Origin of the sequence: Pseudomonas sp. B14(2017), from assembly GCF_002113255.1 — a bacterium.
GTDB classification, from domain to species: Bacteria; Pseudomonadota; Gammaproteobacteria; order Pseudomonadales; family Pseudomonadaceae; genus Aquipseudomonas; species Aquipseudomonas putida_Z.
The window spans coordinates 62,107-85,645 of sequence record NZ_NEJY01000026.1; the positions used below are offsets into that span (position 1 = coordinate 62,107).

Consider the following 23,539-nt stretch of genomic DNA (forward strand, 5'->3'; position numbering starts at 1 on the left):
TTCGCGGGCTTGCCCGCTCCCACAGGCACAACGCAGGCCTGATGGCAGTGGTGTACCTGTGGGAGCGGGCAAGCCCGCGAAGAGGCCGGTAAAGCCGACACAACCCCACAAAAAAGCCCCGGCATCTCTGCCAGGGCTTCTTCTTGTAGCTTACAGCTTACAGCTTGCCGCTCAGCTTACGCCTGAACCACCGGGATCTTGGCGTTGGCTGCCGCTTCGCGGAACTCGGCAATCTGGTCGAAGCTCAGGTAGCGGTAAACGTCGGCAGCCATGCTGTCGATGTCCTTCGCGTACTGCATGTACTCTTCAACGGTCGGCAGCTTGCCGATGATCGAAGCGACAGCAGCCAGCTCGGCCGATGCCAGGTACACGTTGGTGGCGTCGCCCAGACGGTTCGGGAAGTTACGGGTCGAGGTGGAGACCACGGTCGAACCAGTCTGCACACGTGCCTGGTTACCCATGCACAGCGAGCAGCCTGGCATTTCCATGCGCGCGCCAGCCTTGCCGTAGATGCCGTAGTAGCCTTCTTCGGTCAGCTGGTGAGCGTCCATCTTGGTTGGCGGAGCCAGCCACAGACGGGTCGGGATACCGCCCTTGACCTTGTCCAGCAGCTTGCCGGCAGCGCGGAAGTGGCCGATGTTGGTCATGCACGAACCGATGAACACTTCGTCGATCTTCTCGCCCTGTACCGAAGACAGCAGGCGGGCATCGTCCGGGTCGTTCGGCGCGCAGAGCACAGGCTCTTTCACGTCGGCCAGGTCGATTTCGATGATTTCGGCGTATTCGGCATCGGCGTCGGCCGACAGCAGCTCAGGCTTGGCCAGCCAGGCTTCCATGGCCTGGGCGCGGCGCTCCAGGGTGCGGGCATCGCCGTAGCCTTCGCCGATCATCCAGCGCAGCAGGGTGATGTTGGACTGCAGGTACTCGGCGATGGCCTTTTCTGGCAGCTTGATGGTGCAACCGGCAGCGGAACGCTCGGCCGAGGCGTCGGACAGCTCGAAGGCTTGCTCGACGGTCAGATCGTTCAGGCCTTCGATCTCGAGGATGCGGCCGGAGAAGGCGTTTTTCTTGCCTTTCTTCTCGACGGTCAGCAGGCCCTTCTGGATGGCGTAGTAAGGGATGGCATGAACCAGGTCACGCAGGGTGATGCCTGGCTGCAGTTTGCCCTTGAAGCGCACCAGGATCGACTCTGGCATGTCCAGCGGCATGACGCCGGTGGCGGCGGCGAAGGCCACCAGGCCGGAACCTGCCGGGAACGAGATGCCGATCGGGAAGCGGGTGTGCGAGTCGCCACCGGTACCCACGGTGTCAGGCATCAGCATGCGGTTCAGCCAGCTGTGGATGATGCCGTCGCCCGGGCGCAGCGACACGCCGCCACGGGTGCGGATGAAGTCTGGCAGGGTGTGGTGGGTGGTGACGTCGATCGGCTTCGGATAGGCCGCGGTGTGGCAGAACGACTGCATCACCAGGTCAGCGGAGAAGCCCAGGCACGCCAGGTCTTTCAGCTCGTCGCGGGTCATCGGACCAGTGGTGTCCTGGGAACCGACGGTGGTCATCTTCGGCTCGCAGTAGGCACCTGGGCGCACGCCCTGGCCTTCTGGCAGGCCGCAGGCACGGCCGACCATTTTCTGTGCCAGGGTGAAGCCCTTGCCCGAATCGGCAGGCTGCTCCGGCTTCTTGAACAGGTCGGAAGCACCCAGGCCCAGTTCGGCACGGGCTTTTTCGGTCAGGCCACGGCCGACGATCAGCGGGATACGGCCGCCAGCGCGGACTTCATCCAGCAGCACTTCGGTTTTCAGCTCGAAGTTGGTGACCAGTTCGTCGCTGCCGTGACGGCGCACTTCGCCCTTGAACGGGTAAACGTCGATGACGTCGCCCATGCCCAGGTTGGTGCAGTCGAATTCGATCGGCAGGGCGCCGGCGTCTTCCATGGTGTTGTAGAAGATCGGGGCGATCTTGGTGCCGAAGCAGAAGCCACCGGCGCGCTTGTTCGGCACGTACGGGATGTCGTCGCCGAAGAACCACAGCACCGAGTTGGTGGCGGATTTACGCGAGGAACCGGTACCGACCACGTCACCGACGTAGGCAACCGGGAAGCCCTTGGCCTTGACGGCTTCGATCTGGGCCAGCGGGCCGACCGAACCAGGCTGCTGCGGCTCGATGCCGTCGCGGGCCATTTTCAGCATGGCCAGGGCGTGCAGCGGGATGTCAGGGCGCGACCAGGCGTCCGGGGCAGGGGACAGGTCGTCGGTGTTGGTTTCGCCAGGCACCTTGAACACGGTCAGGGTGTACTTGTCGGCGATGGCCGGACGCGAGGTGAACCACTCGCCGGCAGCCCAGGATTCCAGCACGGCCTTGGCGTGAACGTTGCCGGCCTTGGCTTTTTCGGCCACGTCGTGGAAGGCATCGAACATCAGCAGGGTGTGCTTGAGCTGTTCGGCCGCGACGGCGCCCAGTTCGGCGTCATCCAGCAGTGCGACCAGCGTTTCGATGTTGTAGCCGCCCTGCATGGTGCCCAGCAGTTCGGTGGCGTGCTTGCGGTCGATCAGAGGCGACTTGGCTTCGCCCTTGGCGACGGCGGAGAGGAAAGCGGCCTTGACGTAGGCAGCTTCGTCGACCCCTGGCGGTACGCGATTGGTGATCAGGTCTACGAGGAAGGCTTCTTCGCCGGCCGGCGGGTTTTTCAGCAGCTCGACCAGGCCTGCAGTTTGTTCGGCGTTCAGCGGCTGGGGCACGATACCCAGGGCGGCACGCTCTTCGATGTGTTTGCGGTAGGCTTCAAGCACAGTTATTTCCCTCATCAGTGGTCCCTAAAGGGGGTCCGGGACGCTCATCCAGCATTCAATGCACCCATGCGCTGCCACGGCTTTGTGGGCCGCCCAGCCAGAGTCGCAAAGAATCCTTACAGAAGCTGCTTTCAAAGTTTTACGCCTGCAGAACGGGGAGCTGATGAGGGCTGGCACGGGCATGCGAGGGATGCATGGCCCGGGCCAACGCCGTTCTACCGGATGAACTGTGCTCGTGACGCTTTGAAAACAGCTTCCAACGGACATTGTTGCCTTTGAAAAGGCGGGATGATTCTACGGCAAAAAAAGCTCGAACGTAAGGCGGCGAAGATGACTTTAACGAGTGACCCTGGTTAGACAAAGGGCTAACATGAGCCCGTGTTCCACCGCCAAGCTGTTGTTTTTCATGTCCAACAAGTCCATCAAGACCCCTTGCGTCGGCCTGTGCTCCACGGTTTACGGAGACACGGTTTGCCGTGGCTGCAAGCGGTTCCACCACGAAGTGATCAACTGGAACGGCTACGACGATGCGCAGAAGCGCGCCGTGTGGCTGCGCCTGGAGCAGCTGCTGGTGCAGGTGATGATGGCCAAGCTGGAGGTGTTCGACAAAGGCCTGCTGCGCCAGCAACTGGAGCAGCGTTCCATCCGCTTTGTCGAGCAGCAGTCGGAATATTGCTGGGCGTACCAGCTGATTGCCCGCGGGGCGCGGATGATCCGCGACCTGGAAGCCTACGGCATGGTGCTGCTGCCGGAATTCCGCGACTGGGAGCTGCCGCAGTTGCGCGACGCCATCGACCGCGAGTTCTTCCTGCTGTCCGAGGCGCATTACCAGCGCTACATCGCCCCGGCGTTCCTGCAACAGGCTTTGGAGTAGGCTGTTTCCCGCTGATTTCGGGCGGCATCGCTCGCGTAGTGTCCGGCGTTTTCCATGTACAGGAAGCGCCCATGAGCGACTATGTCTACCACCCGGAATTTTCCTTTTTGGCTCGCTGCTGGTGGCAGCTGGGCGATGAGCTCCTGCATCCCGATCAGTGGGACGCTTCGACCGCCAGGCTTGCCCCCATGTGGCTGCATTATGGCGGAGCCGGGTTTCACAATGACCACTGGTACCGGTATCTGCGGGCCGAGCCCGAAGGCACCGGGCCATTGCAGCTGGAGCCATGGAGCTACACCTTGCCCAGTCATGTGTATGGCGAGCTGTTCTGGTTCGGAGCCTATGTCAGCGGTACGGACCGGACCGGGGCGACGCTGCGCTATGAAATGCGGCCTTATGACCGGAACTGGAAACCGCTGAACCGGATTGTCTACAGTAAGCCGGGGGCGCTGTCAGGCTTTGCAGGCTATGCGGGCGTGAAGGACCAGACCGAGGCGGCGGCCGGGCGTCAGCATCTGGCCGACCCGCAGCACCTGTGGAACCTTTCGGGTATCAACCACAAGGATATCAAGCGCGGGGCGCGGTTATGCAATGTCGTTCTGGTCGACGCTGCCGGGCAACGGGCCCGGCGCATCGCCAACCGGGAGGCGTGGCTGATAAACACGCTGTCCGGCGAGCCGGGCCTGATGGCCCTCGAAGTGCTGGACTACGCCCATGAAGCGCGTGATGTCGCCTGGGGCACGGGCCTGCAGCGGGCGGGCAGCAGTCATGTGTTCAAGGCAGAGCACAGTTTCATCGCCAGTTTGTGCTGGCGGCCCGACGAGACGCCAGTCGGCCCTGCCGGCTCCACGGACGGCGTGCAGGGCTTGGTGGCAGCTCGCTTTGACGAAGGCTGGGAGTGGAACCCACGGGCAAGGTTGAGTGTGGAGCAGACCGATGCTTTGGGCGCGCGCTGGCGCGACGATGAAACCCGACCGGCATGCGAGCGTTTCTGGTTTGCCGCTTACCTTGATAACGGGGTGTATGCGTATGAGATCTGGCCGCTTGACGAGCTTGGTCGGCGCCTGAACTTCACCCTGCGCAAACAGAAGGGCTGGACCATGAGCCTGGCGCAGCGCTGGCAATCGGATCGTGCGCAGGCGGATTTTCTCTGGCATCTGGACGGGTTGGACTCGGCTGCCTTGCAGGTGGGGGCAACAGTGGCCAACGTGAAACTCAGGCACAGCAGTGGCCGAGTCGTGAAGCTGGCAGATCGCAGCGAACGCAGGCTGGGTACGGAGGCGCTGGGTGAGGAAGGATCCCTGACTGTGCAGGTGCTGGAAACCTCGGCCAGGTTCTAGGGGAGCGCAAGGGCGCTGCTACAGCGCCCTTGCCGGGGTTCAGTCGCCGCTGTACTCGCAGCCGCTGGTGCAGGTCTCGTGGATGCGGACCTTCGACAGTTCCGGCAGCAGCGGCTTGACCTGGTCCCAGATCCACTTGGCGATCACTTCGCTGGTGGGGTTTTCCAGGCCCGGGATGTCGTTCAGGTAGTTATGGTCCAGTTGCTCGTAGATCGGCTTGAAGATCGCCTTGATCTCGGCGAAATCGCGGATCCAGCCGGTGTGCGGGTCGAGCGGGCCGGTCAGGTGCAGGCCGACCTTGAACGAGTGGCCGTGCAGGCGACCGCATTTGTGCCCGGCAGGTACATGTGGCAGGCGGTGGGCCGATTCGAATGTGAATTCCTTGAAGATTTCCACGCTGTCATAACTCTATGTGAATCAAGAATGCGCGCAGTCTACCAGCATGGCCGCTACAAGGCTTGCAGGCGTTCATGCAACCGCCCGGTGGCAATCAGCTCCAGCAGCTCGTCGCCCAGCCGCTGGCTCTCGGCAATGGCCTTGTACCAGTAGCGCTTGCGGCCAGGCGCATCGCCCATGAAACGCTTGAAGTCGTTGCGGTCGGGCAGCTTGCCGTAGGGCAGCGCCGCCAGGTACTGCGGCGAGGGTGTCATCAGCAGCACGTTCTGCAGGCGGGTGGCATCGCCCTTGCGCCAGGGCAGGGCCTTGTCGAACCAGCCGGGTACGACCTTGTCGGTGAAGTGCGGGTACAGCACCAGGTCGTCGCCGCGGTAGGGCAGGTCGAGGTGGTAGTCCAGCAGGCCGCCGTCGCGGTAGGTGCCTGCACCTGCGCCTGGGATGTCTTTCACGCCTTCCATGACCATGGGGATGGACCCTGAGGCGAGCAAGGCATGGCGCAGGTTGGCCTGGTCCAGCGGCAGGCAGCGCGAGGGGAAGTCGGTCAGTGCGTCGAGCGGCGGCGTGGCGCGGCCGTCGTGCAGGATGATGCGCTCGAAGTGCCGGGCCAGGCGCGAACGGCCGAGCAGGTTGCTGGCGATCACCGAACCCAGGCCGAGGCCCAGGCGGCCGCGATGGTCGTGGGCGAGCTGGCCATGGCTCTTCACTACCAGGATGTTCAGGCGATAGTGCGGGTTGGCCAGCAGCTGGCCGTCGCGGCCTTGCAGCAGGTTGTCGAGCATGTGTTGGCAGCTGCGGCTGATTTCGGCCGGGGTGACGCCCTTGGCGAAATCCTGCTCGGTGTACAGTTCGCCCAGGCGACGGATGCCTGCGACCGGGTCGTCGAGGCAGGCACTGGCGAAGCGCCAGGCGCCGATCGAGGCGCCGATCAGCGCACGTTGGCGTGGTGCCGACGGCAGCCACTCACCGAACAGCGCCAGGTCCAGGCCCTGGATGCCCAGCGGCTTCGGCCCGCCAGCCGCACCCGGCAACACACCGACATCGGCCGCCTGCAGGCCGCGCTCGCGGACCTGCCGCAGGGCACGTTGGCCGGCCTTGAAGGTGAGGGCGGGGTATTTGATGTGAATGGCGCTCATGGCGGATCTCTTGGGCAGCAGGCGGTCATTATAAGGCTTCATGCGAATACCCTGTGGGAGCGGGTTCACCCGCGAAGCATGCAACGTGGTGTATGGCACCGGCTGCGCCGGTGTTCGCGGGCAAGCCCGCTCCCACAGGGACCGCGCAGGATTCGGTGATGGCGAGACAGCAGCCTGACCTGCGCTATCATGGCGCCAGTTGTTTTCAGGTTGAATTAAGGACCGGTGGTTAATCTTAACCCCGTAGACAACTTGCACAGTTCTCAGGAGAGAAGAACGATGAAACACATGACTGCCCTGTTCACCGTAGCCGCCGCCCTTGCCCTGGGTGCACATTCCGCCATCGCCAAGGATGTGCAGCCCGACGAAGTGGTCAAACTGGTCAATGCCAAGACCGTCAAGTCGCTGGACGAACTCAAGGCCGCCGCCGTGGCCAAGCACCCGGGTGCCACCGTCACCGACTCGGAGCTTGAAGACGAGTACGGCCGCTACATCTACAAGGTCGAGCTGCGCGACACGCAGAACGTCGAATGGGACGTGGCGCTGGACGCCAAGACCGGTGAAGTGCTGAAGGACGAGCGGGACAACTGATGACCCACCTACTGCGGCCGGCGCGCTACCTCGCGCTGGCCCTGCTGGCCGTGTGTTCCCTGGCCGTTGCCCGCGACCTGGACCAGGACGAAGCCCTGGAGCTGCGCCAGAAGGGCATCATCCTGCCGCTCGAGCATCTGCTGGAAACCGCCCTGGGGCGTCACCCCGGGGCGCGCCTGCTGGAGGCCGAGCTGGAAGAAGACGACAATCGCTACGAATACGAAGTCGAGTTGCTGACGGCTGAAGGCGTGGTGCGCGAGATCAAGCTCGACGCCAGCAGCGGTGCCCTGCTCAAAGACGAGGAAGACGACTGAATGCGCCTGTTGCTTGTCGAGGACAATGTGCCGCTGGCCGATGAACTGACTGCCGGCCTGCAGCGCCAGGGCTACGCCGTGGACTGGCTGGCCGACGGCCGCGACGCGGTGTACCAGGGCCAGAGCGAACCCTACGATTTGATCATCCTGGACCTTGGCCTGCCGGGCCTGCCGGGTCTGGAGGTGTTGGCCCAGTGGCGTGCCGCCGGCCTGGCCACGCCGGTGTTGATCCTTACTGCCCGTGGCTCGTGGGCCGAGCGTATCGAAGGGCTGAAGGCCGGGGCCGATGACTACCTGAGCAAACCCTTCCACCCCGAAGAACTGCAGCTGCGCATCCAGGCGTTGTTGCGCCGTGCCCGTGGCCTGGCCAACCAGCCGACGCTGGAAGCGGCAGGCCTGCACCTGGACGAAAGCCGGCAGTGCGTGAACCGTGACGGCGTGGATATCCAGCTGACCGCCGCCGAGTTCCGCCTGCTGCGCTACTTCATGCTGCATCCGCAGCAGATCCTGTCCAAGAGCCACCTGGCCGAGCACCTCTACGACGGTGAAACCGAGCGCGACTCCAACGTGCTGGAAGTGCACGTCAACCACTTGCGGCGCAAGCTGGGCCGCAGCGTCATCGAGACCCGCCGCGGGCAGGGCTACATCTACGCCGGGAGCGCCGCGTGAAGTCGATCCAGGCGCGCCTGAGCCTGGGCCTGGTGGCGGTGCTGGTGGTGGTCGGCCTGGTGCTGGCGCAGCTGACCCTGTGGCTGTTCGAGGTCGGCCTGCAGCGCTATCTGGAGAACGGCCTGCGCAAGGAAAGCGAGAACCTGCTGGTGGCCCTGGTGCGCGGGCCTTCGGGCCTGCAGCTGGATGAGCGGCGTATCTCGGCCGCCTACCAGCGGCCGTTTTCCGGCTATTACTTCCGCATCGATTTCGATAAAGGCACTTGGCGCTCCCGTTCGCTGTGGGATCTGGACATGCCCAAGCCCGCCGCGCCGGGCCTTTCCGACAGCCACGAACTCGGCCCGGAAGGCCAGCAACTGCTTGCCCTGCGTGCCGACTACCGGCGCCTGGGCCAGGACATCTCGATCAGCGTGGCACAGGATTATTCACCGGTACGCGAAGGTTTCCGGCGCCTGCAACAGATCGGTTTGGGCATGGGCCTGGTGGCGCTGATCCTGGTGCTGGTGTTGCAGCGCATCACCGTGACCCGCTCGCTGCGGCCACTGGAGCGGGCTCGCCAGCAGATCGCCCAGTTGCAGCAGGGCCAGCGCTCACAGCTGGATGCCGAAGTGCCCAGCGAACTGGCGCCGCTGGTGGGGCAGATCAACCACCTGCTGAGCCATACCGAAGACAGCCTGCGCCGCTCGCGCAATGCCCTGGGCAACCTGGGCCATGCGCTGAAGACGCCACTGGCGGTGCTGCTGAGCCTGGCCTCCAGCGAGCGCCTGAAGGACCTGCCGGATGTTCGCGCGCAGATGCGTGAGCAGCTGGAGCAGATTCAGCAGCGCCTGGCGCGGGAGCTGAACCGTGCGCGCCTGGCCGGGGATGCGCTGCCTGGCGCGCAGTTCGACTGCGATGTCGAGCTGCCGGGGTTGCTGGGAACGCTGGGCATGATCCATGGCGAGGGCCTGCTGCTGGCCAGGGATGTGCCGCCCGGGCTGCTGCTGCCTTGGGACCGCGAGGACTTCCTGGAGCTGCTCGGCAACCTGCTGGACAACGCCTGCAAGTGGGCCGACAGCGAGGTGCGGCTGGGTATCGCACCGAATGCCGAGGGCTACCAGGTGTGGGTCGATGATGATGGCCCCGGTATCCCCGAGGGCCAGCGGCAGCAGGTACTGGAGCGCGGTTCGCGGCTGGACGAGCAGGTAGACGGGCACGGGCTGGGGTTGGGCATCGTGCGCGATATCGTCGAGGCCTGGGGCGGGCGCCTGGCGCTGCTGGATAGCCCGTTGGGCGGCTTGCGGGTAAGCATCGACTTGCCGCGCAAGGCTCGGTAATGCCGGGGCCGCTTTGCGGCCCATCGCCGGCAAGCCAGCTCCCACAGGTACAGCGTTGCTCTCGAGGTTGTCGCTGTACCTGTGGGAGCGGCCTTGCGTCGCGAAAGGGCCGCAACGCGGCCCCAGGATTGATGCGCAACAGTTGAAATTGCTGGGGCTGCTTTGCAGCCCTTTCGCGACACAAGGCAGCTCCCACAGGGATCGCGCCAACTTTTAGAATTTGAGCAAGACAGTTGTTCCCACGCCGCTCGCATCGACCTCAAGCCATGTGCAGGGCCCTGTGGGAGCTGGCTTGCCGGCGATGGGCTGCAAAGCAGCCCCATTGTGGGAGCCGACAAGCATGACCCCATGGGCCATATCACCACTGCAAAAAAATTGCAGTACAGCCGCATTTTTTTGAATTAGCCCAATCTCACCCCACCCGGCAAAATTCCCCCACGAAACCCTGCGGTTTCCATCTCTCCACGGACGGAGCCCCTTGTGCTATTGCAACCGCAATACGAGGCCCAGGCCACCTCGGCTGGGCTTTCTTTTTAACCAGAAAAACTACAGATTCCGATTACCTACATGTCTGCCTCGCGTTCCGAAAGTCGTCTGCAGCGGCTGTTGCCAGCGCCCCTGAATATTCCCCCCAAAGAATGGTTGCGTGCCGGTATCGGCGCGTTGCTCGGCCTGTTCCTCGCCGGCTGGCTGACCAGCATGGCCTATGGCCCCAGCATTGCCTTGCACCTGCTCGGCCCGCTGGCGGCTTCGGCCGTGCTGGTGTTCGCCGTGCACTCGGGCCCGTTGGCCCAGCCCTGGCCGGTGCTGGGCAGCTACGCCCTGGCCGGCGCGGTCGGCCTGGCCATGCGCCAGGGCTTCGGCCCGGAGCTGTGGGTGGCCGCTGCGGCCCTGGGTATCTCGATCCTGGTGATGTGCCTGCTGCGTTGCCTGCACCCGCCAGGTGGCGGGGTGGCGGTGAGCGCGGTGCTGGCCGACCCGGGGCTGACCGCCATGGGCGACCACCTGCTGGAGCCGGTGCTGCTCAACGCGTTGATCCTGGTAGCGGTGGCGATCCTCTACAACCGCCTCACCGGCGTGCGCTACCCGAAAGGCACGGTGCCGCGCAAGGACCTGCACCACACCCATGACCCGCTGCCCAGCGAGCGGGTCGGCATCCGTGGAGAAGACCTTGACCAGGCCCTGGAAGAACTGGGCGAGTTCGTCGACGTCACCCGTGACGAACTGGAACGCATCATCCTGGCCACCGAGCAACACGCCCTGCAGCGCAGCCTCGGCGGCATCACCGCAGCCTCGGTGATGTCCCGCGACGTGCAGTTCGCCACCCCCGACACCACTCTGGAGCAGGCCTGGAAAATGCTGGCCAGCCACCACCTGAAAACCCTGCCGGTGCTGCAGCAGGGCAAACTGGTGGGAATAGTCAGCCTCAGCGACCTGGTCGGCCCGGCCATGCAGCGCGGCCGCTTCAGTTGGCGCGGTTTGTTCGGCCGCAAGGCGGTGCGCATGGAGCAGGTGATGAGCCGCCGGGTAATCAGCGTCAGCAGCCAGCACCCGCTGGAGCGCTTGCTGCCATTGCTGTGCGAACAGGGCCTGCATTGCCTGCCGGTGCTCGATGCCGACCAGTTGGTGGGGGTGATCACCCAGACCGACCTGATCGCCGGCCTCAAGCGCCAGCTGCTCAGCAAGGCCGAGGTTTCAGATAACCGGGTCCCAGCGTTGTGACCAGTCGCTGGCGCCGGCGGCCACCAGCCGGCGCAGGATGGCGAAGGCCTGTTGCAGGGCTTCGCTGTCGCGCTTGCGCGGGTACACCAGGAAGGTCGGGTAGGTGAATTCCGGCGCCTGCGGTACCCGCTCGAACACGCCGCTGTCCAGATAGGCCTGCACCACCCGCGTGCGGAAGTAGCCACTGCCGCCCTGGTCGAGTATGAACTGCAAGGCCAGCGGGCCCAGGTTGAAGCTCAGCGCCGGGCGCGCGCAGTCGGGCAGGGCGGCATCGTGCTGGCGACGGAAGGCTTCGCCCCAGTCGATATAGATGTACGGGTCCGGTTGGGCGACCCGGCGCACACGGATCAGCTTTTCCTCCATCAACTGCTCCACCTGCAGGCCCGGGCCGTAGGTCGGCTGGTAGACCAGCGCGGCATCCAGCAGGCCCATCTCGACCTTGCGCAGCAGCGATTCGCCGTCGCTCACCTCGCTGCGGATGGCATGGCTGGGCAGCTCGCGGTGCAGGGCACTGACCCAGTCGAGCAGCATCGGGTTGCCCAGGCTCACCTCAGCGCCCACGTGCAGCACTTGCTGGCAGCCTTCGGGCAGCGGCAGGTCGCGGCGCGCCGCTTCCCAGGTTTGCACCATCTGGTTGGCATAACTGACGAATGCCTCGCCGTCGCTGGTCAGGCTGGCGCCGTTGCGGCTGCGCACGAACAGCTGGCAGCCCAGTTGCTGCTCCAGGCGCTGCACCCGCGCGGTGATCGCCGTCTGTGACACGAACAGGCGTTCGGCGGCGGCGACCAGGCTGCCGCAACGCACGATTTCCAGAAAGGTACGAGCCTGATCGATGTCCATGAGCTGCTCGGTGGCTGAAGGGGTGGCCTATTCTAGAGGCTTTGCACCGTTATGGGGCGTTTTTGCGTTGTCTGCAAATTTGCAGGTCGGTTGTGACTTTAGTCCCATGGCGGCGCGGGTGTAGCGGTCCATACTCAAGTTTCGCCCTTCAATAACAACAAGTACCGGGTTTCTTTCGATATGAGCTACCAGCACAGCTACGCCCATTCCATTTCCGACCCTGCCGCTTTCTGGGCGGAACAGGCCGCGCACCTGGCCTGGCACCGCAAGCCTGCCCTCGCGCTGCAAGAAAATGCCGACGGTACCCACCGCTGGTTTGCCGATGGCCGCCTGAACAGCTGCTACCTGGCCCTCGATCATCAGATCGAGCAGGGCCGTGGCGAGCAGCTGGCGCTGATCTACGACTCGCCGGTGACCGGCGTGCAGCAGGCCTACACCTACCGCCAATTGCGCGACGAGGTGGCGCGTCTGGCCGGGTTGTTGCGCCAGCTGGGGGTGAACAAGGGCGATGGCGTGATCATCTACATGCCCATGGTGCCGCAGGCGGCCATGGCCATGCTGGCCTGCGCGCGGATTGGCGCAGTGCACTCGGTGGTGTTCGGTGGCTTTGCCGCCAACGAGCTGGCCTTGCGCATCGACGATGCCCGGCCGGCGCTGCTGCTGACGGCCTCCTGCGGGCTGGAGTTCGACCGGGTAATCGAATACAAACCGCTGGTCGATCGCGCCCTGCAACTGGCCCGCCACCAGCCGCGCAACGTGCTGGTGCTGCAGCGCCCGCAGGCGCGTGCCCAGCTGCAGCCAGGCCGCGACCTGGACTGGCAGGCGGCATTGACCAAAGCCGAGCCGGTGGCACCGGTGGAGCTGGATGCGGGCGACCCGCTTTACATCATGTACACCTCTGGCACCACCGGCAAACCCAAGGGCATCGTGCGGGAAAACGGCGGCAATGCCGTGGCGCTGTGCTACGCCATGCGCCATATCTACGGCATGCAGGCCGGCGATGTGTGGTGGGGCATATCCGACGTGGGCTGGGTGGTCGGCCATTCGCTGATCGTCTATGGGCCGCTGATGAGCGGCTGCACCACGGTGTTCTACGAAGGCAAACCGATCCGCACCCCGGATGCCTCGGCCTACTGGCGGGTGGTGGAGCAATACAAGGTCAACGCATTGTTCTGCGCGCCCACGGCGATGCGCGCCATCCGCAAGGAAGACCCCGAGGGGGAGCTGATCCGCAAGCACGACCTGAGCTCGCTGCGCCAGTTGTTCCTGGCTGGCGAGAAACTGGATTCCAGCACCCACGAATGGCTGGAACGGGTCAGTGGCAAGCCGGTGCACGACCATTGGTGGCAGACCGAGACCGGCTGGCCGGTCACCGCGCCCTGCGTAGGGCTGGAAGGCAGCGCGGCGAAGCCGGGGTCGAGCAACCGGGCGGTGCCGGGCTATCACGTGCGCGTGCTGGATGACGAGGGCCACCTGTTGGGGCCGAACCACCAGGGCTCGATCGTCATCGCCCTGCCATTGCCGCCAGGGTGCAGCCAGACGCTGTGGGGCGACCATGAGCGTTACCTGCAGGCCTACCTGCGGACCTACCCGGGGTATTACCACACCGGCGATGGTGGCTACCTGGACGATGACGGCTTCGTCTACATCATGGGGCGCACCGATGACGTGATCAACGTGTCCGGGCACCGGCTGTCCACCGGCGAGATGGAAGACCTGGTGGCACGCCACCCGGCGGTGGCCGAGTGCGCGGTGATTGGCGTGCATGACGAGATCAAGGGGCAGGTGCCGTTGGCCCTGGTGGTGCTCAAGGACGGCGAGGGCATTACCGAGGCACAGTTGCTGGTGGACTTGGTGGGCAGCGTGCGCGAGGAGATTGGCGCGTTGGCGTGTTTCAACCGGGTGCGGTTGGTGAAGCGGCTGCCCAAGACCCGCTCCGGGAAGATTCTGCGGGCGGTGCTGCGCAAGATTGCCGACGGGCAGGACTATGTGCCGCCTTCGACCCTGGATGACCCGGCGGTGTTGGGGGAGATCGAGGCGGTGCTGGCGGATTTGCCCAGGGCGGGTTGATGTTTTGACTTTGCTGGCCTCTTCGCGGGCATGCCCGCTCCCACAGGGATGTCACAGGCCTTGAGAACTGTGCAATACCTGTGGGAGCGGGCGTGCCCGCGAAGAGGCCGGCCCAGGCAATGCAGTTCTAGGGGGCGACCTGATGCAGCTGCCCCAACCGGCTGCGCGTACGCATCAGGTCGGCAAGCGGCCCGCCCAGGCTTTCTTCCAGCGGCCGCTTGCCGATCACCAGCACCTGCCGGTCCTGGTCATACAGCACATCCACCAGGTTGACGAAGCGCTGCTGCGCCGCCAGCGAACATTCCGACAAGTCATCCAGCCCATCGATGATCCACTCATCGTACTGCCCGGCCAGCACCAGGTAGTCGATCACTGCCGTGGCCTTTTCGCACAGGTCGTCAAAGCCAAGCACCACCCGCCGGCCATCGACGGCCAGCGCGCGCAGCGGGCGCTTGTTCACTTCCAGCATCACCGGCTGCGGCTCGGGCACCTTCAGCGCCTGGCGCTGCGCTGCATTGCCCGGCCACACATAGTGGCCCCGGGTAAAGCGCTGATGCTCGCGGTTGGCCGGCAGGCTGCGGAAATCGGTATCGCCACCCACTTCCAGCACTTCCATCGCGCTGTTGATCAGGCGGATCACCGGCAGGAAACGTTCGTGGTACAGCGGGTTGGGCAGCAGCCCTTCGGGTGCATAGTTGGACGTCACCAGCAGGAACACGCCGCGGCTGAACAACGCATTGAACAGCCGGGTGAGCAGCATGGCATCGCCAATGTCGTGCACATGGAATTCGTCGAAGCACAGCACCTGGCAATCGCCCACCAGCTCGTCGAGGGTCGCGCCCAATGCATCGTCCAGCGCCCGGTGGCGGTGCATGCCCTGATGCAGGCGGGCGAAGAAGTCATGGAAGTGCAGGCGCAGCTTGGCCTGCACCGGCACCGCCTGGAAAAATCCATCAAGCAGCCAGCTCTTGCCCCGGCCTACCGAACCGTACAGGTACAGGCTGCGCGGCTGGCCTTGTTCGAGCTGCGCCAGTTGTTCGGCCATGCAGTGGATCACCCGGCGTTGGCCGTCGCTGAGCTGGTAACCGCGGCTGTGCGCCTTGTCCTCGAACCAGCCGAGCAGTTCGCTCTGGTTGGCGGCGGCGCCGCGCAGGCGTTGGCCAAGCTGGCGTAGCGGGGTAGGGATCCAGGCAGGCAAAAGCAAAGCTCCTTGGGCGATGGCGGGGCAGCGTGCAGCTTGCCCGAGGGCGGCCATTTTGACCAATACAGAAAGTGCGCGGCAATCATCGCCTGATGAGATAGGTTTGCCATGGCAGGCGTACAGTAGAGGCTGGAGCCGATGCGAGGAGGGGCGAGCATGCACGCCGACTTTGATCTGCAGCGTTTCGTCGAGGCGCAGAACCCTGTGTATGACCAGGTGATGCAGGAGCTGCAGGCCGGGCGCAAGCGCAGCCACTGGATGTGGTACGTGTTCCCGCAGCTCGATGGCCTGGGCCACAGCGCCATGGCCGAACGCTATGCGCTGGCCGGTATCGACGAGGCCCGTGCCTACCTGGCTCATCCGCTGCTTGGCCCACGCCTGGAGGCCTGCGTGACTGCGCTGTTGCAGCACAGCGACAAGAGCGCCCGTGAAATGCTCGGCAGCCCCGACCACCTCAAGCTGCGCTCGTGCCTGACCCTGTTCGCCCGGGCGGCGCCCGACAACCCGTTGTTCCAGCTGGCGCTGGTGCAGTTTTACGGCGGTGATCAGGACGCCCTGACCCTGGCCATGTTGCAGGGTTAGCTCAAGCCTTGTGCTCCAGTTGGCGCTCGATCATGTACTTCACTGCCAGCCGACGTTCTTTCAGGCGGCGCAGGTCTTCATCCTCGAAGTTGCCCGCCGAGATCGACTCGGCGGCCAGCACTTGGTTGTCGATGTCCATGTACTCGTCCAGCAGCCGGTCCAGTGCCTTGTCCTGCTGACGGCGTTGCTGGACGATTTCGCGCGGGTAGTGCAAGTCCTGGTAAAGGTCGTGGGAGACAGGCATGGGGTCCTCCTTGGTCAATGCAGATGGCTCATCTGATTGGAAGGGAGGAAAGCGATTGTGTTGAAGCCAAGCGGGCGGAAAACGACGGATGGTCGCCGCGCCAACCCCGAAAATGACTAACTCGCTGTTTTTTGGTAATTTTTTTTCATCAGGGGGTTCACAGACCGAAAGTTTGTTGTTAAAGTGCCGCGCATTCCAAGACAACAACCCAGTTGTCACTCAGTTGGAATTGTCAGAGCAGCAAACGCTGCATCCGATACAGGGGCGTCGCCAAGCGGTAAGGCAGCAGGTTTTGATCCTGCCATGCGTTGGTTCGAATCCAGCCGCCCCTGCCATTTTCCTGCTTCAAACGTATCTCGGTCCGGTGCTTGGAAAGACAAGCGCTGGGCTTTGTCGTTTCCGCAGGTTTTGTCGCGGGCTGTTCGGTCACCTGGCAGTTCCAAGCATCTCGTTCAGCAAGCGGGCCAGTTCATCGGCCTGTACCGGCTTCTGGATCACCAGGCTGCCCGGCAACTCCAGCCCCTGCAATTCTGCATAACCGGTTAGCAGTACCACCGGCAGGTGCGGGTACCGCTCGCGTGCCGCCAGTGCCAGTTGCGCACCGTTGAACTCGGGCATGGCGAAATCGCTCAGTAGCAGGTCGATCTGCTCATCCAGCAAGGCCAAGGCCTGTTCGCCACTGTGCGCCTGGCGCACCTGGTAGCCGTACTGGCGCAACACATCGCCGAGCATGTCGCGTACCAGATGGTCGTCATCCACCAGCAGCACGGTGCGATTACGGCCGCTTTCGCTTATCGAGTGGCTGAACAGCGACGGCACCGGTTCGTTGACGGCTTCACCCTTGACTGCCGGCAGATACACGGCCACCTGCGTACCACGCCCAGGCGTGGTGTCGATGCGCACGCCACCCCCGGACTGTTTGGCGAAGCCGAATACCTGGGCCAGGCCCAGGCCCGAGCCCTTGCCGATATCCTTGGTGGTGAAGAACGGCTCGAATACCTTGGCCAGCACCTCTTCACTCATGCCGCAGCCGGTATCGCGGATGCTCAGCATCACGTACTCGCCAGGGTCCGGGTCTTCCGGGCGCTGCGGGCGGGCGTCGATCCGGGTGTTGCGGGTCGACAGCGTCAGTTGGCCGCCGTCGGGCATGGCATCGCGGGCATTGATCGCCAGGTTGAGAATGATCATTTCGGTCTGGGTCGGGTCGGTCAGCGCCTGCCACAGGGTTGGTTCCAGGTCCAGGCGCACCGAGACATTGCCGCCCAGGGTGCGGCGCAGCAACTCTTCCAGGCCGGCCAGGGTGCGGTTGAGGTTCAGCGCCACTGGTTCCAGGCGCTGGCGGCGGGAGAAAGCCAGCAACTGCGAGGTCAGCTTGGCGCCGCGCTCGCCGGCTTCGCGGATGTGCGTGAGCCGCGCCCGGGCTTTTTCAACGTCGGCTTTGGCCAGGTCGCGCTCGAGGAAGCTGGCACCGGTGAGGATTACCGTCAGCAGGTTGTTGAAGTCGTGAGCCACACCGGCGGTCAGCTGGCCGACCGCTTCAAGCCGCTGCATCTGCTGCAGCGCGGCCTCGATACGTTCGCGCTCGGCGATCTGCTCGCGCAGGCGGGCGTTGGCTTCGGCCAGGCCCAGGGCGGCTTCGCGCTCGCTGGTGATGTCGCGCGCCACCACGTACAGCAGGGTGTCTTCCGGCACCACCACCCACGACAACCAGCGTTGCTGGCCACCGGCATCCAGGATACGCCCGACAAAACGGGCGCTGGTGCGGCCATGGGCGAGGGCAGCCAGTTCGGTGAGCAGCAGCTCCTGGTCGGGCTCGGGCAGCAGGTGCAGCAAGGACGACTGGCTCAGGCGTTCGCGGGACAAGCCCAGGCTGGCTTCCCAGGCGGGGTTCAGCGCGACTGGGGTCAGGTCCTTGTTGAGCACGGCCAGCAAGTCCTGCGACAGCTCCCAGGCACGGTCGCGTTCGCGGGTGCGGCGCTCGACCCTTTCACCCAGCATCTCGTTGAGTTGGTGCAGTGCCTGGTTGGCCAGGCGCTGGGCGTGGATGTCCTGCAGCACCCCGGAGAAGCGCACGCACTGGTCGTCGACGAACTGGCTCTGGCCGCTGCTGAGCAGCCAGCGCGGTTCCAGGCCAGCGGGTTGGGCGATGCGGAATTCGACCCGATACAGGCCGCCACTTTCCGGGCACATGGCGTGCTCCACCGCCTCGCGCACCTGCGGCAGGTCGTCGGGGTAGATGCCAGCGTAAAACACCTCGAGGCTCATTTCGGTATCGGCGGGCAGGCCGAACAGGGTCTTGCAGCGGTCATCCCACAACAACAGGCCTTCTTGCGGGCGCATGTCCCAGGTGCCCATGCCGGCAGCGTCGATGGCAATGCGTGCACGTGCCTCGACGTCGGCCAGGGCTTCTTCGGCGCGGCGTCGGCGCTGGCGCTCCTGCACTTCGGTCAGGGCCCGGCGTACGGCCTTGGGCAGCAGCGGCAGGTTCTTCTTGAGTACATAGTCGGTGGCGCCCAGGCGGATCATTTCCACCGCATGTTCTTCGCCATAGATGCCAGACAGGAAGATGAACGGAATGTCCGGTGCCAGGCGCTGGGCGATGGCCAGCACTTCGGTGCCGGACGAGCCCGGCAGCACGCAGTCGCACAGGATCAGGTCGTAGCGGGCCTCGATCAGGGCTTGCTCGACACCGGCATGGTCGAACACCAGTTGCGCCTGCACTTGCAGCCCGCTGCGCTCCAGGCGCATCAGGGTCAGTTCGGCGTCCATCGAGTTGTCTTCGACCATCAGCAGTTTCAGCGGCGTTGGCTGCATCGTCGCGGGCACCTCAGATGCTGCCACGCCGGTTCAGGCGCAGCGAGCCGGGTGGCGGTTCGTTGAGTACCGCCCAGAACACCCCCAGGTCGGAAATGGCGGCGACGAATTCCTTGAACTCCACCGGCTTGACCACGTACGCGTTCACCCCCAGCTCGTAGGCGCGCAGCAGGTCGGGCTCCTCGCGCGAGGACGTCAGCATCACCGTCGGGATGCTGCGCAGTTCGGCGGTGGCGCGTACTTCCTTCAGCACCTCCAGGCCGTCGACCTTTGGCAGTTTCAGGTCCAGCAGCAACACGGCGGGGTTGCCATCGTCACGTTCGGCATAGGCATTGCGCCGAAGCAGGTAGTCGAGTGCCTCGGCACCGTCACGCAGCACGATGACCTCGTTGGCCAACTGGCTGCGCTCCAGCGCCAGGAGCGTCAGCTCCAGGTCCCGTGGGTTGTCTTCGACCAGCAGGATGGGTTTGAGCATGATGGTAGCGGTGCCTCAGGTAGTCGCGGGGTGGCGCGGGAGGGTGAAGTGGAAGGTTGCACCCTGGCCAACCTTGCCATGGGCCCAGACCCGGCCGTCATGGCGTTCGATGATGCGACGCACGCTGGCCAGGCCGATCCCGGTGCCTTCGAAGTCTTCCATGCGGTGCAGGCGCTGGAACACGCCGAACAGTTTGTTGGCGTAGGCCATGTCGAAGCCCACGCCGTTGTCGCGAATGCAGATCTCGGTTTCGCCCGGATGTTGCACGGCGCTGATGCCGATGCGCGCCGGGGTGCGCCCACGTGTGTATTTGATCGCGTTGGCCAGCAGGTTGTGCAAGGCCATGTTGATGAACGCCGGGTCACCGACCACCTTGGGCAGTTGGGCGATGTCCCAGACAATTTCGCGGTTTTGGTAGTCGGGCGCCAGTTCGCTGCGAATGGCCTCGACCAGGGCGTTGAGGTCGACCTCGGACAGGCGCAGGGCAGAGCGGCCCATTTGCGAGAAGTTGAGCAGGTTGTCGACCAGGCTTCCGGCAAAATGCGCGGCTTCCTCGATGTGTTGCAGAAAGCGCCTGCCGCGCTCGCTGAGGCCCTGGCCCTCGATTTCGCCGAGCAGTTCGGAGTAGCCGGCAATATGGCGCAGGGGCGCGCGCAGGTCATGGGACACGCTGTAGGAAAACGCTTCGAGCTCCTTGTTCGAGCGGCGCAGCTCCCCAGCCAGCTGCGCCAGTTCCTCTGCCTTGCGCAGGACAATGCCGAGCACTGCCGTGCGCAGCTCCTGCACGCCTTCGATGACCAGCGGGTGCCAGGGTTCGCAGTAGCCGCGCAGTTTTTCCTGCCAGCTTTCGAAACTGTGCCGCGGGTCGAGGTTGCCCTGCGGCCCGACCTGTTTGTTCGGCTGCCCGGCCCAGTTCACCGTGCGCACCTGCTCGGGGCGGAACCACAGCAGGTAGTGCGAGTGGATCTGCGAAATGGCCACTGCCAGCACACCGCCTGCATGGGCCGCGAGCTCGGGCAGTTCATCGATGTCGCGGCGCAGGTTGTCGCTGTGGAACACGCTCTCTTCGCCACGCTGGGAGAGCCAGTGCACCAGGGCGTTTACCTGCGCGGCCGGAGGGGTCTTGCCGATCAGGTCGCAACGTTCGGCGGATATGACCGCGGCACCTTGGGCGCCGGCGAAGGCCAGCAGTACTTCCGGCAAGTCGCGCAGGCCGTCGCCGACACTGTCATGGTCGGCCATGGACGAGATCATGCGCACGATGTGTTGGCGCAGCTCCAGCAACCGGCGAGTGTTGGCGTGGGACTCGCGCGACTCGATCTGCAGCGACAGCACACTGGCCAGCAGCTCGCAGGCGGTACGGGTGCGCAGGTCCACCGGGCGCGGCTGTTCGTGATGACAGGACACCAGCCCCCAGAGTTGCCCGTCGACCACGATCGACAGCGACATCGATGCCAGGGTACCCATGTTGCGCATGTACTGCAGGTGCACTGGCGACACGCTGCGCAGCGCGGCAAAGCTCAGGTCCAGCGGCTTGCCGGTGCGCGGGTTGGCAGCTGGCAGCAACGGCGAGGCCTGGTAGTTGGCGTCCTCGATCACGCGGATGCGGTTGATTCGGTACAGCTCGCGCGCCTGGCGCGGTATGTCCGAAGCGGGGAAACACAGGCCCAGGTAGCTCGGGTACCCCGGGTCGGCCACCTCGGCCAGCACCTGGCCGTTGCCTTCGGCATCGAAGCGATAGGCCTTGACCCGGCCGAAGCCGGTGATGCGCTTGAGCTGCAGCACGGTTTGCTGCAGCAGTTCCTCGAGGCTGCCGGCCTGGTGCAGGCGGCCTACGAAGCTGCGCACCAGCGGGTAGTAGTCGCCTTGCCCGGCAAGGTCCGCCGGCAGGCGAGGGGGTTCGAATTCGGCGATCAGCACCTGGTCGTGACGATGCACCAGCAGGTGCAGGTTGCCACGATATGGAGCGTCCTGGCGCAGGTACACATCGCTGATGTGAAACGGAAAGACCTCGTCCTGCGGCAGGCGGGCCAGGTGCAGGCGCAGGTCGAAGGCACCGCTGACCAGTTCGGCGAAATCGCGACCTATCAGTTCACTGGCCGGTATGCCCAGCCAGTGTTCGACATTCTCACTGGCCTGGAGTACCCGCATGTCGGTTTCGTCCAGCACCAGCAGGAAACCGTGGGGCTGGATGCTGCCAGGCAGCTGGATCGGCTCCTGGGCGCAGCGCTCGAGGGCTTGGGTGAGCGTGCTGTCTGCAATCATCTATGAAAACGCTCCTGTCGTGTCCTTCCATGCATGCCGCATGAGTCTAGGCAGGATGAAGGGGATACACCCTAACAGAATATCGGCCCAGATAACGGCCTTTGGCCATTTGAGGAGAATGTCGGCGATGCGTTCTGTGTCGTGCGGCTTTTTTTTCAGGTGGTAGCGCTTTTTGGCTAATACAAAAAAATGGCTCGATGCCAGCAGCGTGATGCCACTCCGCTGCTACGCTCAGGTCAGCAGACATCGACAAGGATAATTAGGTGACGGAGCGCTACCTGGCCGCCCTGTTGGGCCTTATGTTGAGCAGCAGCGCCATGGCGGCGGACTTCCTGGTGGAGGTGCGGGTGCTGGTGCAGCGCGGCTGCATGTTGGTCAACCAGCCCCGCGATGCTGGGGCGCAGGCGCTGGGGCGCATCGATCTGGGCGCTGCTGCACGGCTGGATGGCCCAGGTGCGCCGCTCACCGGCGCGCTGCTGAGCCAGCGCCCGCCACGCCTGGAATGCAATCCCCACACCCCCTATCAGGTCCGCGTCGATGGTGGGCAGCATGGCGGCGTCGGCGAGTTGCGCTTTCTGGCCAGTGACGATGACACAGCCCGGCTCATACCTTATCGCCTCTACCGCGACGCTGCCTGGCGCGAGCCGCTGGCGGTGAATGTGGCGCATTCGGCGCGGGTGCCGGACAGCGGTTCGGTCGAGCTGCCGTTGTATGCACGGATCGACAAGCTGGCCTGGGTACCGCCTGCAGGCCTGTACGCCGACCTGCTCAAAGTCACCGTCACCTGGTAGGGATGCCACCATGCTCAAGGACGCGACGCCATGAACCGTACCTCGATCCTGCTGCTTTCCCTGGGCCCGCTGCTGGTGCCCGGTGGTGCCGCGCATGGCACCAGCACCGGTTTCATCCAGGCGCGGCTGGTGATCAGCACCGCTTGCCAGATCAGCAGCAACGAGACGCAACCGGCAACGGTGGGTAACCCCGGCCTGATGGACTTCGGCGAGCGCGGACCGAACTGGGACCAGCCGCTGCGCAGCCGGGTTGATGATGTGAGCGGCGAGGGCAGCCTGCAGATCAGCTGCACGCCCGAGGTGCGGGCGTTCAACGTGCGCATCAACGGCGGCCTGAATGGCAGCGACGGCATACGGCGCCTGAGCAACGGCCGCGAGCTGATCCCCTATCAACTGGCGATCGACCCAGGCGGTAACAGCCGCTACGGCATCGGCCAGGCGCGTGCCTTCACCATCAGCAGTACCCGGCAGATACCGATCCCCATCTACGGTGTGGTAGTGGCGCAACCGCGCGCGCTGCCGGCCGGGCTGTACCGTGACACCCTGAGGGTGACCCTGGACTGGTAACGACACAAGGAGACTTCGATGCGAACGAACCTTCCACGCTGCATCCTTGCCGGCCTGGGGCTGATGCTGGCTTCCCAGGCGCAGGCCGCCACGACCGGAACCATCGACTCGACGCTGACCTTGACCGCGGCGTGCCAGGTCAATGGCAGCTCGGGTACTTCGGGGGTGAACTTCGGCGCCCTGGACTTCGGTACTCGCGATGCCCTGTTCACCAGCGCAGACGCCCAGGTGATCGGCGGCGGAGGAGGGGCGATCAGCATTCTCTGCTCGGCCGGCACGGTACCGGTGATCCGCGTGGGGGCAGGCGTCCACGATGGCCAGTCGACCGGGGGCAGCCGTGCGCTGGCGGATGGCGCCGGCAACTTCGTGCCGTACGACTTCTACACCGATTCCGGCCGCACGCAGGTGTTGGCCATCAACGGCACCATCACCTTGCCGATCAGCAGCGGTACGGCCCAGACCGTCAACCTGTATGGCCAGGCACGCGGCAAGGCCGGCCTGCCGGCGGGGGTGTACACCGACACAGTGTCTGTCGAGCTGTCGTTCTGA

Annotated in this window: 21 protein-coding genes and 1 tRNA gene; 13 read left to right on the top strand and 9 right to left on the bottom strand. The window is 64.7% G+C overall.

Annotation, left to right across the window (positions count from 1 at the left end):
* Positions 1–176 precede the first annotated feature (176 nt).
* Positions 177–2,786, bottom strand: a complete 2,610-nt coding sequence (gene acnB / locus CAG34_RS24510) for a bifunctional aconitate hydratase 2/2-methylisocitrate dehydratase (protein WP_025338443.1) — start codon at positions 2,784–2,786, stop codon at positions 177–179.
* Between the two features lie 406 nt (positions 2,787–3,192).
* On the opposite strand from acnB, the gene CAG34_RS24515 reads away from it, so the two are divergent.
* On the top strand, positions 3,193–3,660 hold the full coding sequence (locus CAG34_RS24515; protein WP_161795747.1) for a DUF1289 domain-containing protein: 468 nt from the start codon (positions 3,193–3,195) through the stop codon (positions 3,658–3,660).
* A gap of 71 nt (positions 3,661–3,731) precedes the next feature.
* Entirely contained in the window at positions 3,732–5,000 is a 1,269-nt protein-coding gene (locus CAG34_RS24520) for a hypothetical protein (protein WP_085592925.1), read from the top strand.
* 39 nt (positions 5,001–5,039) lie between these two features.
* Here the strand turns inward: CAG34_RS24520 and queD are convergent, their stop codons facing one another.
* Both queD and CAG34_RS24530 read right to left on the bottom strand, forming a co-directional pair.
* On the bottom strand, positions 5,040–5,396 hold the full coding sequence (gene queD / locus CAG34_RS24525; RefSeq protein ID WP_025338446.1) for a 6-carboxytetrahydropterin synthase QueD: 357 nt from the start codon (positions 5,394–5,396) through the stop codon (positions 5,040–5,042).
* 53 nt (positions 5,397–5,449) lie between these two features.
* Positions 5,450–6,529 (bottom strand): patatin-like phospholipase family protein, encoded by a 1,080-nt coding sequence (locus tag CAG34_RS24530; protein WP_075044611.1) that lies wholly within the window; start codon positions 6,527–6,529, stop codon positions 5,450–5,452.
* A 279-nt stretch (positions 6,530–6,808) separates the two neighbouring features.
* On the opposite strand from CAG34_RS24530, the gene CAG34_RS24535 reads away from it, so the two are divergent.
* The 5 genes from CAG34_RS24535 (at position 6,809) to CAG34_RS24555 (ending at position 11,141) form a co-directional block, all read left to right on the top strand.
* On the top strand, positions 6,809–7,120 hold the full coding sequence (locus CAG34_RS24535; RefSeq protein ID WP_025338449.1) for a PepSY domain-containing protein: 312 nt from the start codon (positions 6,809–6,811) through the stop codon (positions 7,118–7,120).
* Positions 7,120–7,434, top strand: coding sequence for a PepSY domain-containing protein (locus tag CAG34_RS24540; RefSeq protein ID WP_025338450.1), 315 nt, complete (start codon positions 7,120–7,122; stop codon positions 7,432–7,434). Before CAG34_RS24535 ends, CAG34_RS24540 begins: the two co-directional genes overlap by 1 nt.
* Positions 7,435–8,103, top strand: coding sequence for a response regulator transcription factor (locus tag CAG34_RS24545; RefSeq protein ID WP_013971919.1), 669 nt, complete (start codon positions 7,435–7,437; stop codon positions 8,101–8,103).
* Positions 8,100–9,419: a sensor histidine kinase gene (locus CAG34_RS24550; protein ID WP_025338451.1), complete on the top strand. Its 1,320-nt coding sequence runs from the start codon at positions 8,100–8,102 to the stop codon at positions 9,417–9,419. Before CAG34_RS24545 ends, CAG34_RS24550 begins: the two co-directional genes overlap by 4 nt.
* A 567-nt stretch (positions 9,420–9,986) precedes the next feature.
* Positions 9,987–11,141, top strand: coding sequence for an HPP family protein (locus CAG34_RS24555; protein WP_085592927.1), 1,155 nt, complete (start codon positions 9,987–9,989; stop codon positions 11,139–11,141).
* Here CAG34_RS24555 and CAG34_RS24560 read toward each other — a convergent pair.
* The gene (locus CAG34_RS24560; RefSeq protein ID WP_085592929.1) at positions 11,115–11,981 is read right to left on the bottom strand and encodes a LysR family transcriptional regulator; all 867 of its coding nucleotides are present in this window, start codon (positions 11,979–11,981) and stop codon (positions 11,115–11,117) included. The genes CAG34_RS24555 and CAG34_RS24560 overlap by 27 nt on opposite strands.
* Before the next feature lie 180 nt (positions 11,982–12,161).
* On the opposite strand from CAG34_RS24560, the gene CAG34_RS24565 reads away from it, so the two are divergent.
* The gene (locus CAG34_RS24565; protein WP_085592931.1) at positions 12,162–14,051 is read left to right on the top strand and encodes a propionyl-CoA synthetase; all 1,890 of its coding nucleotides are present in this window, start codon (positions 12,162–12,164) and stop codon (positions 14,049–14,051) included.
* A 127-nt stretch (positions 14,052–14,178) separates the two neighbouring features.
* On the opposite strand, the gene zapE is transcribed toward CAG34_RS24565, so the two are convergent.
* Complete coding sequence (gene zapE / locus CAG34_RS24575) at positions 14,179–15,249, bottom strand: cell division protein ZapE (protein WP_085592933.1); 1,071 nt, start codon at positions 15,247–15,249, stop codon at positions 14,179–14,181.
* Positions 15,250–15,408: 159 nt separating this feature from the next.
* On the opposite strand from zapE, the gene CAG34_RS24580 reads away from it, so the two are divergent.
* Positions 15,409–15,834, top strand: coding sequence for a DUF1810 domain-containing protein (locus CAG34_RS24580; RefSeq protein WP_085592935.1), 426 nt, complete (start codon positions 15,409–15,411; stop codon positions 15,832–15,834).
* 1 nt (position 15,835) lies between these two features.
* Here CAG34_RS24580 and CAG34_RS24585 read toward each other — a convergent pair whose 3' ends face one another.
* On the bottom strand, positions 15,836–16,078 hold the full coding sequence (locus CAG34_RS24585; protein ID WP_025338457.1) for a DUF465 domain-containing protein: 243 nt from the start codon (positions 16,076–16,078) through the stop codon (positions 15,836–15,838).
* Between the two features lie 260 nt (positions 16,079–16,338).
* Between CAG34_RS24585 and CAG34_RS24590 the strand changes: the two genes are divergently transcribed.
* A tRNA-Gln gene (locus CAG34_RS24590) sits at positions 16,339–16,413 on the top strand.
* Between the two features lie 91 nt (positions 16,414–16,504).
* Here CAG34_RS24590 and CAG34_RS24595 read toward each other — a convergent pair.
* The 3 genes from CAG34_RS24595 to CAG34_RS24605 are packed head-to-tail and all read right to left on the bottom strand — an operon-like array spanning position 16,505 to position 21,632.
* On the bottom strand, positions 16,505–18,892 hold the full coding sequence (locus CAG34_RS24595; protein ID WP_085592937.1) for a response regulator: 2,388 nt from the start codon (positions 18,890–18,892) through the stop codon (positions 16,505–16,507).
* Between the two features lie 13 nt (positions 18,893–18,905).
* Positions 18,906–19,367, bottom strand: coding sequence for a response regulator (locus CAG34_RS24600; protein ID WP_015269730.1), 462 nt, complete (start codon positions 19,365–19,367; stop codon positions 18,906–18,908).
* Positions 19,368–19,382: 15 nt separating this feature from the next.
* Positions 19,383–21,632, bottom strand: coding sequence for an ATP-binding protein (locus tag CAG34_RS24605; RefSeq protein ID WP_085592939.1), 2,250 nt, complete (start codon positions 21,630–21,632; stop codon positions 19,383–19,385).
* 263 nt (positions 21,633–21,895) lie between these two features.
* Between CAG34_RS24605 and CAG34_RS24610 the strand changes: the two genes are divergently transcribed.
* From CAG34_RS24610 to CAG34_RS24620, 3 genes are read left to right on the top strand one after another with little or no spacing between them, the layout of a single operon-like run.
* Positions 21,896–22,423: a spore coat U domain-containing protein gene (locus CAG34_RS24610; RefSeq protein ID WP_024086641.1), complete on the top strand. Its 528-nt coding sequence runs from the start codon at positions 21,896–21,898 to the stop codon at positions 22,421–22,423.
* Positions 22,424–22,453: 30 nt separating this feature from the next.
* Complete coding sequence (locus CAG34_RS24615) at positions 22,454–22,990, top strand: spore coat U domain-containing protein (protein WP_075044621.1); 537 nt, start codon at positions 22,454–22,456, stop codon at positions 22,988–22,990.
* A gap of 18 nt (positions 22,991–23,008) precedes the next feature.
* On the top strand, positions 23,009–23,539 hold the full coding sequence (locus CAG34_RS24620; RefSeq protein ID WP_085592941.1) for a spore coat U domain-containing protein: 531 nt from the start codon (positions 23,009–23,011) through the stop codon (positions 23,537–23,539).

Coding starts and splice junctions, on each gene's coding strand:
- CAG34_RS24515 (WP_161795747.1), top strand. CDS start 3,193: ATGTCCAACAAGTCCATCAAGACCCCTTGCGTCGGCCTGTGCTCCACG.
- CAG34_RS24520 (WP_085592925.1), top strand. CDS start 3,732: ATGAGCGACTATGTCTACCACCCGGAATTTTCCTTTTTGGCTCGCTGC.
- CAG34_RS24530 (WP_075044611.1), bottom strand. CDS start 6,529: ATGAGCGCCATTCACATCAAATACCCCGCCCTCACCTTCAAGGCCGGC.
- CAG34_RS24535 (WP_025338449.1), top strand. CDS start 6,809: ATGAAACACATGACTGCCCTGTTCACCGTAGCCGCCGCCCTTGCCCTG.
- CAG34_RS24540 (WP_025338450.1), top strand. CDS start 7,120: ATGACCCACCTACTGCGGCCGGCGCGCTACCTCGCGCTGGCCCTGCTG.
- CAG34_RS24545 (WP_013971919.1), top strand. CDS start 7,435: ATGCGCCTGTTGCTTGTCGAGGACAATGTGCCGCTGGCCGATGAACTG.
- CAG34_RS24555 (WP_085592927.1), top strand. CDS start 9,987: ATGTCTGCCTCGCGTTCCGAAAGTCGTCTGCAGCGGCTGTTGCCAGCG.
- CAG34_RS24560 (WP_085592929.1), bottom strand. CDS start 11,981: ATGGACATCGATCAGGCTCGTACCTTTCTGGAAATCGTGCGTTGCGGC.
- CAG34_RS24565 (WP_085592931.1), top strand. CDS start 12,162: ATGAGCTACCAGCACAGCTACGCCCATTCCATTTCCGACCCTGCCGCT.
- CAG34_RS24580 (WP_085592935.1), top strand. CDS start 15,409: ATGCACGCCGACTTTGATCTGCAGCGTTTCGTCGAGGCGCAGAACCCT.
- CAG34_RS24585 (WP_025338457.1), bottom strand. CDS start 16,078: ATGCCTGTCTCCCACGACCTTTACCAGGACTTGCACTACCCGCGCGAA.
- CAG34_RS24595 (WP_085592937.1), bottom strand. CDS start 18,892: ATGCAGCCAACGCCGCTGAAACTGCTGATGGTCGAAGACAACTCGATG.
- CAG34_RS24600 (WP_015269730.1), bottom strand. CDS start 19,367: ATGCTCAAACCCATCCTGCTGGTCGAAGACAACCCACGGGACCTGGAG.
- CAG34_RS24605 (WP_085592939.1), bottom strand. CDS start 21,632: ATGATTGCAGACAGCACGCTCACCCAAGCCCTCGAGCGCTGCGCCCAG.
- CAG34_RS24615 (WP_075044621.1), top strand. CDS start 22,454: ATGAACCGTACCTCGATCCTGCTGCTTTCCCTGGGCCCGCTGCTGGTG.
- CAG34_RS24620 (WP_085592941.1), top strand. CDS start 23,009: ATGCGAACGAACCTTCCACGCTGCATCCTTGCCGGCCTGGGGCTGATG.